Source organism: Microbacterium thalli (genome assembly GCF_028737325.1).
Lineage (GTDB): Bacteria > Actinomycetota > Actinomycetes > Actinomycetales > Microbacteriaceae > Microbacterium > Microbacterium thalli.
This window is the reverse complement of sequence record NZ_JAQZCH010000001.1, coordinates 744,704-759,831: the sequence shown is the minus strand read 5'-3', so window position 1 is coordinate 759,831 and position 15,128 is coordinate 744,704. Positions and strand designations below refer to the sequence as shown.

The window sequence follows — 15,128 nt, the reverse complement described above, 5'->3', positions numbered from 1 at the left end:
GCAGGGGGGAGGTGCCGGCCACGCCCCGATCCTTAGCGTTGGAGCATCCAACAAGGAGGCGGAATGCTCGAACTGAGCGGCATCACCAAGAGCTACGGCACGCACCGCGTGCTCGACGATGTGGGGTTCCGGGTGCCCGACGGACGCCTGACGGGGTTCGTCGGCGGCAACGGCGCCGGCAAGACCACCACGATGCGGATCATGCTGGGCGTGCTCTCGGCGGATGCCGGCGGCGTGTCCCTCGACGGAGCCCCCCTCACCGCGGCGGACCGGCGCCGCTTCGGCTACATGCCCGAAGAGCGCGGCCTCTACCCGAAGATGAAGGTCCTCGAGCAGATCGTCTACCTCGCACGCCTGCACGGCTTCTCGAAGGCGGATGCCACCTCGCGTGCGCGATCGCTGCTCGAAGAGCTCGGCCTCGGCGAGCGCCTGAACGACTCGATCGAGACCCTGTCGCTCGGCAACCAGCAGCGCGCGCAGATCGCCGCGGCGCTCGTGCACGACCCGGAGGTGCTCATCCTCGACGAGCCCTTCTCGGGCCTCGACCCGATCGCGGTCGACGTCGTCGCCGGCGTGCTGCAGACGCGCGCCGCCAGCGGTGTCGGAGTGCTGTTCTCGTCGCACCAGCTCGATGTCGTCGAGCGCCTGTGCGACGACCTCGTCATCATCGCCGGCGGAACGATCCGCGCCGCCGGCACCCGCGAGGGGCTGCGCCAGCAGCACCAGGGGCACCGGTACGAGCTCGTCTCGACGGGCGACGCCGGCTGGCTGCGCACCGAGCCCGGCGTCGAGGTGATCGAGTTCGACGGCGGCTACGCACTGTTCGACGTCGACGCCGACGAGACCGCGCAGCGCATCCTGCGCCGCGCCGTCGAGCAGGGGGACGTGGCGAGTTTCACGCCGCGGCATCCCTCCCTCGCCCAGATCTTCACCGAAGTCATCCAGGAGGTCGCCCCGTGAGCGTCGCATCCCCGTCATTCGCCCAGAGCACCTGGCTCGTCGCCGAGCGCGAGATCGGCTCGAAGCTGCGCAGCAAGTCGTTCGTCATCTCGTTCGTCATCCTCTTCCTCGGCGCCCTCGCCCTCGTCGTCTGGGGCGGCTTCTCGGCGGGCAACGACACCGGCGCCCCCGTCGCGGTGAGCGCCGACGCCGCGACCTACGTCGAGGGCACCCCCGGGTTGCAGCTGCAGGAGGTCGCCGATCGCAGCGCGGCCGAGTCGGCGGTGCGCGACGGTGACGTCGACGCCGCGATCGTCGCCGACAGCGCCTCACCGGTGGGCTTCGTCGTCATCGGCGACACATCGGTGTCGAACACGATCCTGCTCTCGCTCGCGCAGCTGCCGCCCGTCGAACTGCTCGACCCGTCCGGTGACGCGGGCTTCCTCGGGTACATCGTCGCGATCGGTTTCGGCGCGGTGTTCTTCGTCTCGGCGCAGATCTTCGGGGCGACGATCGCCCAGTCGGTGGTCGAAGAGAAGCAGACCCGCGTCGTGGAGCTGCTGATCTCGGCCGTGCCGGTGCGGGCACTGCTCGCGGGCAAGGTGATCGGCAACACGGTGCTGGCGATGGGGCAGATCCTCATCCTCGCGGCGGTGGCGGTGGTCGGCCTCACGGTGACCGATCAGACCGAGCTGCTGACCGGCATCGGCGCCCCGATCGCCTGGTTCGCGGTGTTCTTCCTCTTCGGGTTCGTGCTGCTGGCGGCGCTGTTCGCCGCGGCTGCCGCGATGGTCTCGCGTCAGGAGGACATCGGCGCCACCACGACGCCGTTGCTTCTGCTGATCATGGCGCCGTACTTCCTCGTGATCTTCGCGTGGGACAACCCGCTGATCCTCGGGATCATGTCGTACGTGCCCTTCTCGGCGCCCGTCGGCATGCCGATGCGCCTGTTCCTCGGCGACGCGCTGTGGTGGGAGCCGCTGCTCTCGCTCGCGATCCTCCTGGTGACCTGCGTCGGCGCGATCCTCGTGGGCGCGAAGATCTACGAGAACTCGCTGCTGCGCATGGGCGCCCGCGTGAAGCTCGGCGAGGCGCTGCGTCGCTGAGCCCGCGGCTCGTCGCGAAAAGGCGGCGCCCGGTGCGACATCCCGATGCGGATGCTGCGCCGGGCGCCGCCGTCGTGCGCGTCAGGCCTGCAGCACCGCGATGACGTTGCCGGCGGGGTCGCGGAACCACGCGATGTCCGGCCCCCGTCCCCCGCCCCGCACGATGCCCCGGTCGTCGGAGGAGAAGAGGTCGTCGGGGTAGATCTTCGTCTCGACGCCGCGCTCGCGCAGCTCGTCGACGGCGGCGTCGATGTCGTCGACGGGGAAGTTCAGGACCGTGAAGCTCGCCGGGGTGTGGTCGGGCTTGCCGTACACGAGGATGCCGCCGCCCGAGGCCAGCCGGATCTCGAGGAAGCCCATCGCATTGGTCTCGACGTCGAGGCCCAGCGTGTCGGCGTAGAACGAGCGGGCGGCGTCGAGATCGTCGACGCTGAACCCGCTGAAGGCCCGATCGGTGGTGAATGCGCTCATGCCGACAGGCTGACGCCACCCGGTCGTGCGCGCAAGGGCATCCGCGGCGGGAATGAGGACGGATGCCGCGTCGTTCCGGTGACGGGACGATGGTGTCCGCCGCTGTCCGCCGAACGAACCGGAGAATCCCATGTCCCTCGTTGAAGAGCGCGTCGCCGAGACCGACGCCCCCATCCTCGACATCCTCGCCGCCCGCTGGAGCACGCGCCTGTACGACGACGTCGCGCCCGTCGACGACGACGCCCTCGCGAGCGCCCTCGAGGCGGCGCGCTGGGCTCCCTCGGCGTTCAACGCGCAGCCGTGGCGCTTCGTCGTCGCCCGTCGCGGCACCGCGACGCACGAGAAGGTCGTCTCGGCCCTCGTCGACTTCAACAAGGCCTGGGCCGGCCCCGCCGGTGCCCTCGTCGTCTTCGTCGCGCAGACTGAGGTCGACGGCAAGCCCGTCCCCACCGCCCTCTACGACCTCGGGCAGGCCGCCGCGCACTTCACCGTGCAGGCCCACGCCGACGGTCTGTACACGCACCAGATGACCGGCTTCGACCCCGCCGTCCTCGCCGAGCAGCTCGGCATCGAGGCACCGCTCGTACCGGTCACCGTCATGGCCGTCGGCGATCTCGGCGACGTGGATGCCGCCCCCGCCGCCGTGCGCGAGCGCGAGCTGTCGCCGCGCACGCGTCGTCCGGTCGCCGAGTCGGTGCTCGTCGACGACTGAGCCCTGGCTCACGCGGCGCCCCGCCGAGCCCCCGCGCCGGCGGGGCGCCGCCGTGTCCGCACCATAGACGACGCCCGGGTCAAGCGACAGGGCGGCGCCCGACACCCCCGCCGCCGGTTATCGTCAAGCATGACCGCCCGAATTCTGTCGATCGGCACGGCCGTGCCGCCGGCCGTGCTGCCCCAGGACGCCGTGCGCGACCTGTTCGCGTCGCAGCCCGGCATCAGTCGACTCTCGCAACGCCTCGTCCGCGCCGCGTTCGACGCCTCCGCCATCGAGACCCGCCATACCGTGCTGACCGAGCTGGCCGACGCCCTCGAGGGTCGCGGCGCGGCCGACCCCGCCGACGCGGCACCGGCCGCCGGTCGCCTGCCGGTCATCGACGACGCGGGGCTCCTGCTCTCGCCGCCGACGGGCGCCCGCAACGACACCTACATCGCCACCGCCCCCGCGCTATTCGCCGACGCGGCACGAGAGGCGCTCGCGGCGGCATCCGTCGATCCCGCCGACGTCACGCATGTGATCACCGTCTCGTGCACCGGCATGTTCGCCCCCGGGCCCGACTACCGCCTGGTACGCGATCTCGGTCTGCCCACGAGCGTCGAGCGCTACCACCTCGGCTTCATCGGATGCGCCGCCGCCGTGCCGGCCCTGCGCGCCGCGGCCCGCATGTGCGCGGCGCAGCCCGAGGCGGTCGTGCTCGTCGTCTGCGCCGAGCTGTGCACGCTGCACTTCCGCGTCGCCGACGATCCCGACCAGATCCTCGCGGCGTCGCTGTTCGCCGACGGCGCGGCCGCCGCGGTCATCAGCGGCGACCCGGCCCGCCGTGGCAAGCGCTGGCTCGACCTCGAACGGTTCGCCACCGCGGTCACCGACGACGGCGAACGCGACATGACGTGGACCATCGGCGACGCCGGCTTCGAGATGGTGCTCTCGGCCGAGGTGCCCCGCATCATCGGCCGCGAGATCCGGGATGCCGTCGACGGGTTCCTCGGCGGAGCGTCGGTCGACACGTGGGCCGTGCACCCGGGCGGCCGCGCCGTCGTCGACCGCGTCGAGGCGGGCCTCGGGTTGCCCGCCGAGGCGCTCGCGGCGTCCCGCGCGGTGCTGCGCGACTACGGCAACATGTCGAGCGCGACGATCCTGTTCATCCTGCAGTCGCTGCTGCGGGGCGACGACCTGCGCGACGGCGAGACGATCGCGACGATCGCGTTCGGCCCCGGGCTGACGATGGAGGCCGCGCTGCTGACCGCTGGCGTCCTGAACCCCGCGGCCGCGCACCAGGATGCCGCCCTGACCGAGCCCGTCGCGTCGTGGACCTGAGGCACCGCGACGTCGACCTGCGCGAGCTGATGGACGACCCGGAGTGCGACCCGGTCGCGCTCGCGGCGACGCTGCGGCGCTTCGACACGGTCAACCGCGCCGTCAGCGGCTGGGGCACCGTCTGGCGACGGCACCTGCGACCCGCCCTCGGGCGTCTCGACCGCCCGGCGCGCGTGCTCGACATCGGGTCGGGCGGGGGCGACGTCACCGCTCGCCTCGCTCACCTCGCCGAGCGCGACGGCCTGCGCGTGGAGTGGGTCGGCATCGACCCCGACCCGCGCGCACTCGAGGTCGCCCGCGAGCGTTCCCGACCCGGCCTCGAGTTCCGCAGCACCGACTCCAGCGCGCTTCGTGCTTCCGGCGAGCGCTTCGACGCCGTCATCTCCAATCACGTGCTGCACCACCTCGCCGAGCCCGAGCTGCGCGCCTTCCTCGCCGACTCGCTCGCGCTGTCGAGCGGCATCGTGCTGCATGCCGACATCGAGCGCGGGCGCACCGCCTACGCACTGTACGCCGCCGGCATCCTTCCGTTGCAGCGCGGCACGTTCCTGCGAACCGACGGGCTGCGGTCGATCCGGCGCAGCTACCGGGCGCCCGAGCTGCGGCTGTCACTCGCGCGCCACGGCACGTGGCACGTCGTGCGCCCGGCGCCCTTCCGACTGCTCGCCGTGGGCTCCGGTCGTGCCTGAGGTTCTCGTCATCGGCGCGGGACCGGTGGGCACCACGCTCGCCGCCGAGCTCGCGCGCCGCGGCGTCGACGTCGAGATCGTCGAACGACGACCGCACGCCGGCGACGGCTCGCGAGCGATCGGGCTGCACGCGCCGGTCCTCGCCGCGCTCGAGGCGGGCGGCGCGACCGACCGCATCCTCGCAGACGCCGTGCGGGTGTCGCGAGGCGAGGCGCGCAGCGACGGCACGCTGCTGGGGGTCGTGCGGTTCGACCGCCTGTCGGTGCGGCATCCGTACGTCGCGACGCTGCCGCAGGCGCGCACCGAGGCGGCGCTGGCCGTCGGTGCGCCCGCGCCTCGGCGCGGAACCGCCGTCACCGCGGTCCGCGTCGCCGATGCGGATGTGCGCGTGCGGGTCACCGGCGCGCGCGGCGACGACGAGCTGCGCGCCCCGATCGTCGTGCTCGCCGCCGGGGTCGGGGCCCGCGACCTCGTCTTCCGGCCGGACGCGGTGCGTCGCACGAGCTACCCCGACCGGTACCTCATGAGCGACGCCGACGTGCCCGAGCGCCCCGACGCCGAGACGGCCGTCGTGCACCTGGCCGCCGCGGGCGTGCTCGAGTCGTTCCCGCTGCCGGACAGCCGTCGGCGATTCGTCGCCTGGGACACGGCCACGGCGGCAGCCGGGTCCCCCGACGATGCGGACCTCGACGCCCCCGCGGCGCGGCTCGCGCGGCTGCGCACCGCCCTGCGCGAGCGCGGCGAGGCCGACGCCGCCGAGACGCTCACGAGCGCGACCGGCTTCCGCGTGCGCCGCGTGCTCGCACCCGCGATGCGCCGGGGCCGCCTCGTCGTCATCGGCGACAGCGCGCACGAGATCAGCCCCATCGGCGGACAGGGAATGAACCTCGGGCTGCTGGATGCACTCACCCTGGCTCCCCTGCTCGCCGAGTGGACCCGCACGGGAGTCGAACCCGCGACGGGGCTCGCCCGCTGGGAGCGTGACCGCCTGCGGTCGGCGCGCACGGCGGGGCGTATGGCGGCCGTCAACATGCGCCTCGGCCGTCCCGTGAGCGCCACGACGCATGCCCTGCGCGGACGCACGCTCGGCACCGCTCTCGCCGCGACGGGATCGCTCGTCCCGCACGCCTACGCGATGGGACTGGACGCCGCAGCCCGGTGACACCGCAGCCCGGTGACGCAGAACCGGGGCAGCACCGGGGCAGCGCCGCGGATCAGGCCGCGAGCACGCCCGCCGTGACCACGAGCTGCACCGCGAGCAGCAGGGCGGCCGCCATGACGAGGCGGAAGCCCGTGCGATCGGGCCCGCGCAGCCGCATCCGCACGACGACGGCGACCGCCAGGGCGACCACGGCCGCGAAGAAGAGCCACGGCAGCACACCGTCCGCGCCGCCGCCGACCACGACAGCGAGGGCCGCGACGACGACGCCCGCCACCGCGACGAGCACCGACGCCGTCGTGCCGAGCCGGTGCGGCAGACCGCGGATGCCGGTGGCCCGGTCGTCGTCGAGGTCGGGCAGCACGTTGGTCAGGTGCACGGCCGAGCCGAGCGCGGCTCCGGCCAGCGCTGCGAACGGGGCGGCGAGCTCCGGCTCGGGAGCGGAGAGCGTCGCGAGCGAGGGGAAGAGGCCGAAGCTCACGATGAACGGGACGATCGACGCCGCCGTGCCCTTCAGCCCCACGTTGTAGGCCCAGCCCGCCCCGATCGTGATGACGTGCGCGAGCAGCATGCCCCACCCGAGGGGCACCGACAGCGCGAGCGCGACGACGACCGAGCCGATCGCCGCGGTCCACGCCGTGCGGTTCGACACCTCGTCGCGCACGAGCGGCTTGTCGCGGCGGCCCACGGCGCGGTCGCGCTCGCGGTCGATGGCGTCGTTGGAGATGCCGATCGACAGCTGACCGAACAGCACCGCCGCCACGAGCACGACCACGCGCCACGGCTCGAGGCCCGCGGCGAGGCCGAGCGCGAGCGAGAGCGCCGTGACGACGAGCGCCGGGCCGGGATGAGAGGCGCCCCACAGGGCCCGAACGGTGCGCATGCCCCCTATGCTTCCACGCCGGAACCGATCGCCCCGCGGGGCTTGCGCCCGGGGCGATCGGTTCCGGCGTGGAGCGGACGGCAACGGGCGGTCGATCAGTCGTCGAGCAGCTCGGCCTCGATGACCTCGTCGTCCGACCCCGCGGATGCCGCCGGCTCGGACACCGGGCCGGCGCTGGTGAGCACGAGGGACGAGCCGTCGGCGGCGACATCCACCCGCACGACGTCTCCGTCGTGGACCCCGCCCGAGAGGATCGCCATGGCGAGGCGGTCCTGGATCTCGGACTGGATGAGGCGGCGCAGCGGTCGCGCTCCGAACACGGGGTCGTACCCCGCGCTCGGCCAGCCACGCGCGGGCGTCGGGGGTGACGGCGAGCGAGAGGCGGCGGTCCTTGAGCCGGCGCTGCAGGGCGTCGACCGACAGCTCGACGATCTGCGCGAGGTCGTCCTGAGTGAGCGCCTCGAACATGACGGTGTCGTCGAGCCGGTTGAGGAACTCGGGCCGGAACGCCTGCCGCAGCAGGATCTGCACCTGTTCGCGCTTCTGCTCGCGGCTGAGGGTCGGGTCGATGAGGATCGGCGAACCGAGGTTCGACGTCAGGATCAGGATGACGTTGCGGAAGTCGACCGTCCGGCCCTGGCCGTCGGTGAGGCGACCGTCGTCCATGACCTGCAGCAGCACGTCGAAGACCTCGGGGTGCGCCTTCTCGACCTCGTCGAGCAGCACGACCGAGTACGGGCGCCGCCGCACGGCCTCGGTCAGCTGACCGCCCTGCTCGTAGCCGATGTACCCGGGAGGGGCGCCGACGAGCCGCGACACCGAGTGCTTCTCGCCGTACTCCGACATGTCGATGCGCACCATGGCGTGCTCGTCGTCGAAGAGGAACTCGGCGAGGGCCTTGGCCAGCTCGGTCTTTCCCACGCCCGTGGGCCCGAGGAAGAGGAACGAGCCGGTCGGACGGTTCGGATCACTGATGCCGGCGCGCGAGCGACGCACGGCGTCGGCGACCGCCTTCACCGCGACCTTCTGCCCGATCAGGCGCTTGCCGAGCTCGGACTCGAGCCGCACGAGCTTCTCGGTCTCGCCCTGCAGCAGACGCCCGACGGGGATGCCGGTCCACGCGGCGATCACGGCGGCGATGTCTTCGTCGGTGACCTGCTCGTTGACCATGCGCCCGGGACCGTCGACGGCCGTCTCGGCGCGCTCGGCCTCGACGACCTCGCGCTCGAGGGCGGGGATCTCGGCGTAGAGCAAACGCGACGCCTTCTCGAGGTTGCCCTCGCGCTGCGCGCGCTCGGCCTCGACCCGGGCGGCATCGAGGCGCGTCTTCAGGTCGCCGACACGGTTGAGCGAGGCACGCTCGCGCTCCCAGCGCGCCTGCAGGTCGTCGAGCTTCTGCTGCTCGTCCTTCAGGGTCGCCCGCAGCGTCTCGAGGCGCTCGCGCGACGCGGCATCCTTCTCTTTCTTCAGCGCCAGCTCTTCGAGCTTGAGCCGGTCGACGTGACGACGCAGCTCGTCGATCTCGAGGGGTGCCGAGTCGATCTCCATGCGCAGGCGCGAGGCGGCCTCGTCGATCAGGTCGATGGCCTTGTCGGGCAGCTGACGCGAGGGGATGTAGCGGTTCGACAGGGATGCCGCCGCCACGAGGGCACCGTCGGCGATGGCCACCTTGTGGTGGGCCTCGTAGCGCTCCTTGAGACCACGCAGGATCGCGATCGTGTCTTCGACGCTCGGCTCGCCGACGTAGACCTGCTGGAAGCGGCGTTCGAGCGCGGCATCCTTCTCGATGAACTCGCGGTACTCGTCGAGCGTGGTCGCGCCGATGAGGCGCAGCTCGCCGCGGGCCAGCATCGGCTTGAGCATGTTCGAGGCCGCAACCGACCCTTCGCCGCCACCCGCGCCCATGAGCACGTGCAGCTCGTCGATGAAGGTGATGACGCGCCCGTCGGACTCGGTGATCTCTTTGAGGACGCTCTTGAGGCGCTCCTCGAACTGCCCGCGGTACATCGCGCCGGCCACGAGGGCCGAGATGTCGAGCGAGACGAGCTCCTTGTTCTTGAGGCTCTCGGCGACGTCGCCCGCGACGATGCGCTGCGCGAGCCCCTCGACGACGGCGGTCTTGCCGACGCCGGGCTCGCCGATGAGGACGGGGTTGTTCTTGGTGCGCCGCGTGAGCACCTGGCTGACCCGCCGGATCTCGCTGTCGCGACCGATGACGGGGTCGAGCTTGCCCTGGCGGGCACGGTCGGTGAGGTTGATGCCGAACTGTTCGAGGGCGCTCTGCGCGTCCTCCTGTCCCGGCTGCTGAGTGGCGTTCATGGTTCTCCTGAAATCTCTCGGCTTAAACTTGAGCCTTGCTGACTCAAGTTTAGCACCGACGCCCTCAGGACGCTACGGGCTCCACGAGCCGCGCACCGTCGGGAAGGTCAGCGCCGGCGGCGGCGACCGCCTCGGGCGTGCAGGCGAAACGCGCCCGGTACGCCGACGGGCTGAGGCCGAGCGCACGGGCGAAGTTCTGCCGCAGAACCGACGCCGACCCGAACCCGCTGTCGGCGGCCACCTGCTCGAGGCCGAGATCGGTCTGCTCGAGCAGGCGCTGAGCACGCAGGATGCGCTGGCGCCCGAGCCATGCCGCCGGCGTCGTGCCGTAGTCGGCCTTGAAGCGCCGGGCGAAGGTGCGCGGCGACATGTGGGCACGCGAGGCCAGCAGGTCGACCGACAGGTCGAGGTCGAGATTCTCGATCATCCAGTCGGTGATGGGCGCGAGCGACAGGGATGCCGCCTCCGGCAGCGGCCGCGCGATGAACTGCGCCTGCCCGCCGTCGCGCAGCGGCGGCACGACCATCCGGCGCGCGATCGTGTTCGCCGCCTCGGCGCCCAGCTCGAGGCGCAGCAGGTGCAGGCACGCGTCGAGCCCCGCCGCCGTGCCGGCCGACGTGATGATGCGACCCGACTGCACGTACAGCACGTCGGGGTCGACGTCGATCTCGGGGTACATCCGCGCCATCGTCTCGGCGTAGCGCCAGTGCGTCGTCGCACGCTTGCCGTCGAGCACGCCGGATGCCGCGACGACGAACGCCCCGCTGCAGACGGTCAGCACCCACGCACCCCGAGCCACCGCGCGCCGCACGACCGCCGTGACACGCTCGTCGACGGCATCCCACTGCTCGCGCGGGATCGGCGTGATGACGACGAGGTCGGCCTCGTCGGCGAACGAGAGGTCGGCGTCGACGTTGATCGAGAACGGCAGGTTGGCCTCGACGACCCCCGGGTCGGGGGTGACGATGCGGAAGTCGAAGTTGCGGATCCCCTCGTCGCTGCGATCGAGCCCGAACGCTTCGCACGCGAGCCCGAACTCGAAGGGGGCGAATCCGTTCTGGACGACGCAGGCGATCGTATGCATGGCAGATTTCCTTCGGACGATGGCACGACTGCCAGCTGCGGCAGGATGACGACCATCGTAGCGTTTCCGCCATGATCGCTGAACCGCTTCTCGCCGTCCTCCTCCTCGCCGCATCCATCGCGGCGATCGGAACGCTCGTCGTCACCGCCCGAGACGGCTACCGCGCCGTTCCGACCGATCGCTCCCGCCTGCCCGGCACTGTGGCGCGCGGGCGTTCGCGTCAGCGCGAGCGCAGCTCGATCGCGCGTCGCGACGCCGCGAGCAGTCGCGCCGCGGACTCCTCCCACGTGAACCGCGAGATGTGCGCGCGTCCCGCGGCGACGGTCCGCGCGCGCGTCTCGTCGTCGTCGAGGGCCTCGACCGCCGCGGCGAACGCCCGCGCATCGCGCGCGGGCACGTAACGCGCTCCGCCGCCGCCGACCTCGTGGAAGATCTCCATGTCGCTGACCACCGCCGGCACGCCCAGCGCGAGCGCTTCGGCGATCGGCAGGCCATACCCCTCGTCGAGGCTCAGCGTCGCGAGCACCCCCGCGTCGGCGAGGAGCGCCGCGTACTCGGCATCCGTCACTCCCCCGTGGAAGACGATGTGCGCATCGTCCGGTGCGAGGCTCTCGAGCTCGGCCCGACGGGACGGCGAGATCCGGCTGAGCAGGTGCAGCGTGCGCCCGGGCAGCCACTGCATCGCGCGCACGAGCGTCTCGACGTTCTTGTACGGCATGAACGAGCCCATGTAGACGATGTTGCGCGGCTGGGCGGCGCCCGGCATCGCGCCTGCGGGCATCAGGTCGGCCAGGCGCTGTGGCGCGTTGGGCAGCACGACGACCTCGCGCTTGGTCAGGCGCACCGCGGCGAACTGCCGCTTGCTCGTCTCGCTGACCGTCGCGACGACGTCGGCCGCGTTGAGGGTCGCGCGCTGCGGCGCGTACGACAGGTGGAACAGGCGCCAGCCCAGGCGCACGAACCACGGCAGGTCGCGCGGGGGCGTGCGGTGCCGGTAGTAGATCGTGTCGTGCAGCGTGAGGATCAGCGCGAATCGGCGACCGAGGGCACCGATGGTCTGCATCGGCGAGTACACGACGTCGGGGCGGTGCCGGTTCAGGCGCAGCGCGGCCACGGGCTCGAGCACCGAGGTCGGCGCGTGCAGCGTGACGTGCGGGGCTCCCGCGGGCAGGAAGGCGACCTGCGCCGGGTCGTGCACGATGAAGGTGACCTCGGCCCCCACGGCCGGCGCAGCGGCGAACACGGCGTGCGCGAGCTCGTGCGAGAACCGGCTGATGCCGTCGTGGAAGTCGGTGCGGATGTAACGCGCGTCGAAGAACAGGCGCATCGTCAGGCGCCGAGCGGCTCGCCGCGGTAGAGCTTCTCGAACGTGTCGAGGGTGCGCTCGATGTCGTGGATCTCGACGCCGTCGAGCGAAGCCTGCTGCATCCGCAGGTACTCGTCGGGTGATGCGGTCAGGACGCGACGGAGCTTGTCGGTCAGATCGTCGATGTCGCCCGGCTCGAACAGGTACCCGTTGACGCCGGACTGCACGAGGTGCGGCAGCGCGACGGCGTTCGCGGCGACCACCGGCAGTCCCGACGCCATGGCCTCCATCGTCGCGATGGACTGCAGCTCGGCGATCGACGCGATGGCGAAGACGTCGGCGCGCGTGTAGGCCGCCCGCAGCTCCGCCTCATCGGTGCGGCCGTGGAAGGTCACACGGTCGGTGATGCCGAGCTGCTGCGCCGTCTGCTCGAGGTTCCGGCGCTGGTCGCCTCCGCCGACGATGTCGAAGTGCACGTCGAGCTCCGGCGCGAGCCGGGCGACCGCCTGCAGGGTGACCTCGACGTGCTTCTCGGTCGTGAGGCGACCGACGAAGAGGATGCGGCGGTGCTCGCGCGGCGTGAGGTCGGGCGTGTAGTTGCGCTTGTCGATGCCGCAGCTGATGGGGATGACGCCGGAGATGTCGATCGTGTTCTCGAGGAACTCCGCGGCCTTGCGCGTGGGCGTCGTCACGGCGCGCGACATCTCGAAGGTGCGCCGGGCGTCATCCCAGCAGAGCTTGATGATGATCTTGTCGAGGAACGGCGGCAGGGTCGTGAAGTCGATGACGTTCTCGGCCATGACATGGTTCGTCGCGATGACGGGGATGCCGCGCTTACGGGCTTCGCGCGTGAGACCGCGGCCGATCACGATGTGCGACTGGCTGTGGACAACGTCGGGCTTGACCTCGTCGAGCACGCGACGGGCGTAATGCTTCGAGCGCCACGGCAGCACGAAGCGCAGCCAGTCGTGCGGGTACCAGCGCCAGCCCGGCAGCCGGTGGACGGTGAGGTCGACGCCCTCGATGTTCTCGGTGAAGGTGCCCGACTGCGAGTGCTTCACGCTCGGCGTGACGATGTGGACGCGGTGTCCGCGCGCGGCGAGCCCGGCCGAGAGGCGTTCGGCGAAGCGGGCGGCGCCGTTGACGTCGGGGGCGAAGGTGTCGGCGCCCATCACGATGGTCAGGGGCGCGCGCGAGCTGGCGGCGGGAGCACCCTCGGTCGTCGTGGATTCGGTCACGGGTCAGGCCCAATCTGTACGGCGGCGTGCCGGCGGCTGTGGCCGTCGCGGCGCGCCCGAGCTTACCCGAGGGCCCGATGCGGCCCTCGGAGGCACCGCCGGGAGAGAGCAAAACCGGTTGCCGAGCGGCGGACGCCCAGGCGGCATCCCTAGGCTGGGGGCATGGCCCGTCTCGAAGCCGATGCCGACCCCGCCCGCTGGGTGCCCGTGACCGAATCGTTCGGCTTCTCCGGGCGCCGTGCCCGCAAGCGCGCGATCGGGATGCTGCTCGGCCAGGCGAACGCCGCCATCGGCGGCGCCCCGCGTCCCGGCGGCCGGTTCGCGGCGTGGGCGGCCAGCCAGGCGGTGCCGATGCTCATGCGCCGGGCGAACGGCCGCGTGCGCGCGTGGATGTGGAAGGCCGACCCCGAACTGCTCGTCGTCCTCGCGCAGGTGCAGGAGGCGACCCCGCAGCTGCGCACCGCACGCGCGATGATGCCGATGGAGTACGACGACACCGAGGACTTCCGCTCGCCCTACCTCGGCTCCGGAGAGAAGCTCGTCATGACGCTGCCGCCCGACCCGCGTACGCCGCCGTTCGTGTCGTACACGTGGGACACCGGCACGCACCTCGTGACCCTCTCAGCCGTCTGCAGCGACCGCGAGCGTGTCGGAACGGTGCTCGACGAGCTCGATCACCTCGCGCGGTCGCTGCGCGTGGTCGACGACCTCACGATCGGCGAGAAGCCGAACACCCTGCGCCTGCCGCCGGCCTGACCCGGCGCGACCGGCAGGGGATCGGGCTCAGGCTCGGCGAATCGCGGCACGGCCTGCCGGTCGCCCGACAGCCACCGCATCCATCCCGCTCCGGGATCGGACTCGAGCACGAGGGCTCGGACCAGCAGCGTCAGCGGGATCGACAGGATCGCGCCGAGCGGGCCGATGACGAACGTCCAGAAGATGACCGAGAAGAAGCTCAGGGTGAGGCTCAGGTCGACGGCGTCGCTGACGAACTTCGGCTGGATCATCACCTGCAGCGTGACGTTGACCACGCAGTAGATCGCGATGACGATCAGCATGAGCGGCCACCCGCCGACCACGAGGGCGAGGAGCGCGGGCGGCACGAGGCCGAGGATGAACCCGATGTTCGGAACGAAGTTGGTCACGAACGCGAGGACGGCCCACACCACCGGCGCCGGCACCTGCAGCGCCCAGAGAGCCAACCCGTCGATGATCGCGACGACGGCGCCGAAGCTCGCGTTGACGACGTAGTAGGTGCGCACGCCGTGGTTGAACGAGCGGAAGCGCTGCATGGTCGGGCGGGCGCGCTCACCGAACGTCGCCTCGGCTCGCGTGTACCGGGCGCCGTCGGCGGCCATGAAGATGACGTAGGCCAGCACGAAGAAGAACGCCGTCAGCACCGACAGCACACTCGACCCGAGCGACGTCGCGAACGACGCGAGAGTGCCCGGCTGCAGCACGGATGCCGCCGCGTCGGCCACCTGCTGTTCGAAGCCGATCGCCTGCAGCCAGTCGAGCACGGCGTCGGCGGTGGCGCGCAGCTGCGGCGCCGAGTCGGTGACGAGGCGGGTGAACTGCACGCCCGCGTAGGCGAGCATCGCGGCGAGCGCAGCGAGGATCAGGTAGGCCACCGCGATGACCGCCGTGGTCGCGGCCCAACGCGGCCAGCCGCGCCGCTCGAGCGGGCGACGCACGGGGTGGCAGATGATCACGATGACCGCGCCCAGCAGCAGCGGTCCCGCGATCTCGCGCGCCGCGTACAGCCCCGCGAGCACGATGACGGCGGCGGCGAGTCCGACGAGGATGCGGAGCATCGGCGTCAGGCCGGCGGGCGCGGCAGGGGTCACACCGGGAACGGGATCGGTCTGCGGCACGGACTTGTGTCTCACGCCGTCAGGC

The 15,128-nt window shown here is 71.9% G+C and carries 12 protein-coding genes and 2 pseudogenes; 7 read left to right on the top strand and 7 right to left on the bottom strand.

Annotated elements, in window-relative coordinates:
* Positions 1–63 precede the first annotated feature (63 nt).
* Both PUW82_RS03815 and PUW82_RS03810 read left to right on the top strand, forming a co-directional pair.
* Complete coding sequence (locus PUW82_RS03815; protein ID WP_274221001.1) at positions 64–960, top strand: ABC transporter ATP-binding protein; 897 nt, start codon at positions 64–66, stop codon at positions 958–960.
* The gene (locus PUW82_RS03810) at positions 957–2,045 is read left to right on the top strand and encodes an ABC transporter permease (RefSeq protein WP_274221000.1); all 1,089 of its coding nucleotides are present in this window, start codon (positions 957–959) and stop codon (positions 2,043–2,045) included. The genes PUW82_RS03815 and PUW82_RS03810 overlap by 4 nt, the downstream gene beginning before the upstream one ends.
* Positions 2,046–2,126: 81 nt before the next feature.
* Here PUW82_RS03810 and PUW82_RS03805 read toward each other — a convergent pair whose 3' ends face one another.
* Positions 2,127–2,516 (bottom strand): VOC family protein, encoded by a 390-nt coding sequence (locus tag PUW82_RS03805; RefSeq protein ID WP_274220999.1) that lies wholly within the window; start codon positions 2,514–2,516, stop codon positions 2,127–2,129.
* A gap of 130 nt (positions 2,517–2,646) precedes the next feature.
* Here PUW82_RS03805 and PUW82_RS03800 point away from each other — a divergent pair, with 130 nt between their 5' ends.
* The 4 genes from PUW82_RS03800 (at position 2,647) to PUW82_RS03785 (ending at position 6,402) form a co-directional block, all read left to right on the top strand.
* Entirely contained in the window at positions 2,647–3,228 is a 582-nt protein-coding gene (locus tag PUW82_RS03800; RefSeq protein ID WP_274220998.1) for a nitroreductase family protein, read from the top strand.
* A 129-nt stretch (positions 3,229–3,357) separates the two neighbouring features.
* On the top strand, positions 3,358–4,551 hold the full coding sequence (locus PUW82_RS03795) for a type III polyketide synthase (RefSeq protein ID WP_274220997.1): 1,194 nt from the start codon (positions 3,358–3,360) through the stop codon (positions 4,549–4,551).
* On the top strand, positions 4,542–5,240 hold the full coding sequence (locus PUW82_RS03790) for a methyltransferase domain-containing protein (RefSeq protein ID WP_274220996.1): 699 nt from the start codon (positions 4,542–4,544) through the stop codon (positions 5,238–5,240). The genes PUW82_RS03795 and PUW82_RS03790 overlap by 10 nt, the downstream gene beginning before the upstream one ends.
* Complete coding sequence (locus PUW82_RS03785) at positions 5,233–6,402, top strand: FAD-dependent oxidoreductase (protein ID WP_274220995.1); 1,170 nt, start codon at positions 5,233–5,235, stop codon at positions 6,400–6,402. Before PUW82_RS03790 ends, PUW82_RS03785 begins: the two co-directional genes overlap by 8 nt.
* Before the next feature lie 52 nt (positions 6,403–6,454).
* Here PUW82_RS03785 and PUW82_RS03780 read toward each other — a convergent pair.
* The 5 genes and pseudogenes from PUW82_RS03780 to PUW82_RS03760 all read right to left on the bottom strand — a co-directional run.
* A pseudogene (locus PUW82_RS03780) lies at positions 6,455–7,222 on the bottom strand (UbiA family prenyltransferase); the annotation flags it as partial.
* A gap of 155 nt (positions 7,223–7,377) precedes the next feature.
* Positions 7,378–9,601: pseudogene (locus tag PUW82_RS03775) on the bottom strand (ATP-dependent Clp protease ATP-binding subunit).
* 64 nt (positions 9,602–9,665) lie between these two features.
* A complete protein-coding gene (locus tag PUW82_RS03770) occupies positions 9,666–10,685 on the bottom strand; it encodes a helix-turn-helix domain-containing protein (RefSeq protein ID WP_274220993.1) in 1,020 nt (339 codons plus the stop codon).
* Positions 10,686–10,905: 220 nt separating this feature from the next.
* Complete coding sequence (locus PUW82_RS03765) at positions 10,906–12,012, bottom strand: glycosyltransferase (protein WP_274220992.1); 1,107 nt, start codon at positions 12,010–12,012, stop codon at positions 10,906–10,908.
* A 2-nt stretch (positions 12,013–12,014) separates the two neighbouring features.
* Positions 12,015–13,163, bottom strand: a complete 1,149-nt coding sequence (locus PUW82_RS03760; RefSeq protein ID WP_420792733.1) for a glycosyltransferase — start codon at positions 13,161–13,163, stop codon at positions 12,015–12,017.
* A gap of 228 nt (positions 13,164–13,391) precedes the next feature.
* On the opposite strand from PUW82_RS03760, the gene PUW82_RS03755 reads away from it, so the two are divergent.
* A complete protein-coding gene (locus PUW82_RS03755; protein ID WP_274220990.1) occupies positions 13,392–13,985 on the top strand; it encodes a hypothetical protein in 594 nt (197 codons plus the stop codon).
* Here PUW82_RS03755 and PUW82_RS03750 read toward each other — a convergent pair.
* Positions 13,904–15,118 (bottom strand): AI-2E family transporter, encoded by a 1,215-nt coding sequence (locus PUW82_RS03750; protein WP_274220989.1) that lies wholly within the window; start codon positions 15,116–15,118, stop codon positions 13,904–13,906. The genes PUW82_RS03755 and PUW82_RS03750 overlap by 82 nt on opposite strands.
* Between the last annotated feature and the right edge of the window lie 10 nt (positions 15,119–15,128).

What these genes read in the sequence shown, in the direction of transcription:
- PUW82_RS03760 (WP_420792733.1), bottom strand. Translation starts at nt 13,163, where the DNA reads ATGGGCGCCGACACCTTCGCCCCCGACGTCAACGGCGCCGCCCGCTTC.
- PUW82_RS03800 (WP_274220998.1), top strand. Translation starts at nt 2,647, where the DNA reads ATGTCCCTCGTTGAAGAGCGCGTCGCCGAGACCGACGCCCCCATCCTC.
- PUW82_RS03755 (WP_274220990.1), top strand. Translation starts at nt 13,392, where the DNA reads ATGGCCCGTCTCGAAGCCGATGCCGACCCCGCCCGCTGGGTGCCCGTG.
- PUW82_RS03815 (WP_274221001.1), top strand. Translation starts at nt 64, where the DNA reads ATGCTCGAACTGAGCGGCATCACCAAGAGCTACGGCACGCACCGCGTG.
- PUW82_RS03795 (WP_274220997.1), top strand. Translation starts at nt 3,358, where the DNA reads ATGACCGCCCGAATTCTGTCGATCGGCACGGCCGTGCCGCCGGCCGTG.
- PUW82_RS03805 (WP_274220999.1), bottom strand. Translation starts at nt 2,516, where the DNA reads ATGAGCGCATTCACCACCGATCGGGCCTTCAGCGGGTTCAGCGTCGAC.
- PUW82_RS03765 (WP_274220992.1), bottom strand. Translation starts at nt 12,012, where the DNA reads ATGCGCCTGTTCTTCGACGCGCGTTACATCCGCACCGACTTCCACGAC.
- PUW82_RS03770 (WP_274220993.1), bottom strand. Translation starts at nt 10,685, where the DNA reads ATGCATACGATCGCCTGCGTCGTCCAGAACGGATTCGCCCCCTTCGAG.